General features: G+C 78.2%; 1 protein-coding gene. It reads left to right on the top strand.

The genetic code is table 11. The annotated features are described in order from the left end of the window. A partial coding sequence (locus G3I65_RS20435) for a tetratricopeptide repeat protein (protein ID WP_160697525.1) occupies positions 1-239 on the top strand: 239 nt, incomplete at both ends.

Genomic DNA, 239 nt, shown 5'->3' with positions numbered 1-239 from the left:
GGGAGGCGCACGTCCTGCGCAGCCTCGGCGACCTGCACACCGACGCCGGGGAACTCGCCGACGGGCAGCGCTGCCTGACGCGGTCGCTGGCGCTGTTCGACCAGATCGGGCACCGGCACGCCGCCGCCTACACCCACCGCAGCCTGGCCGAAGCCCGCCGCCGCGCGGGTGATCCGGCGGGCGCGCGGCGGCACCTGCGGGCCGCCATGGGCGTGTTCCGGGAGCTGCACGACCGCCGC

The organism is Amycolatopsis sp. SID8362, from assembly GCF_010550475.1.
GTDB lineage: Bacteria > Actinomycetota > Actinomycetes > Mycobacteriales > Pseudonocardiaceae > Amycolatopsis > Amycolatopsis eburnea.
The sequence above is the reverse complement of the archived record's forward strand: the minus strand, read 5'-3'. Positions and strand labels throughout refer to the sequence as shown.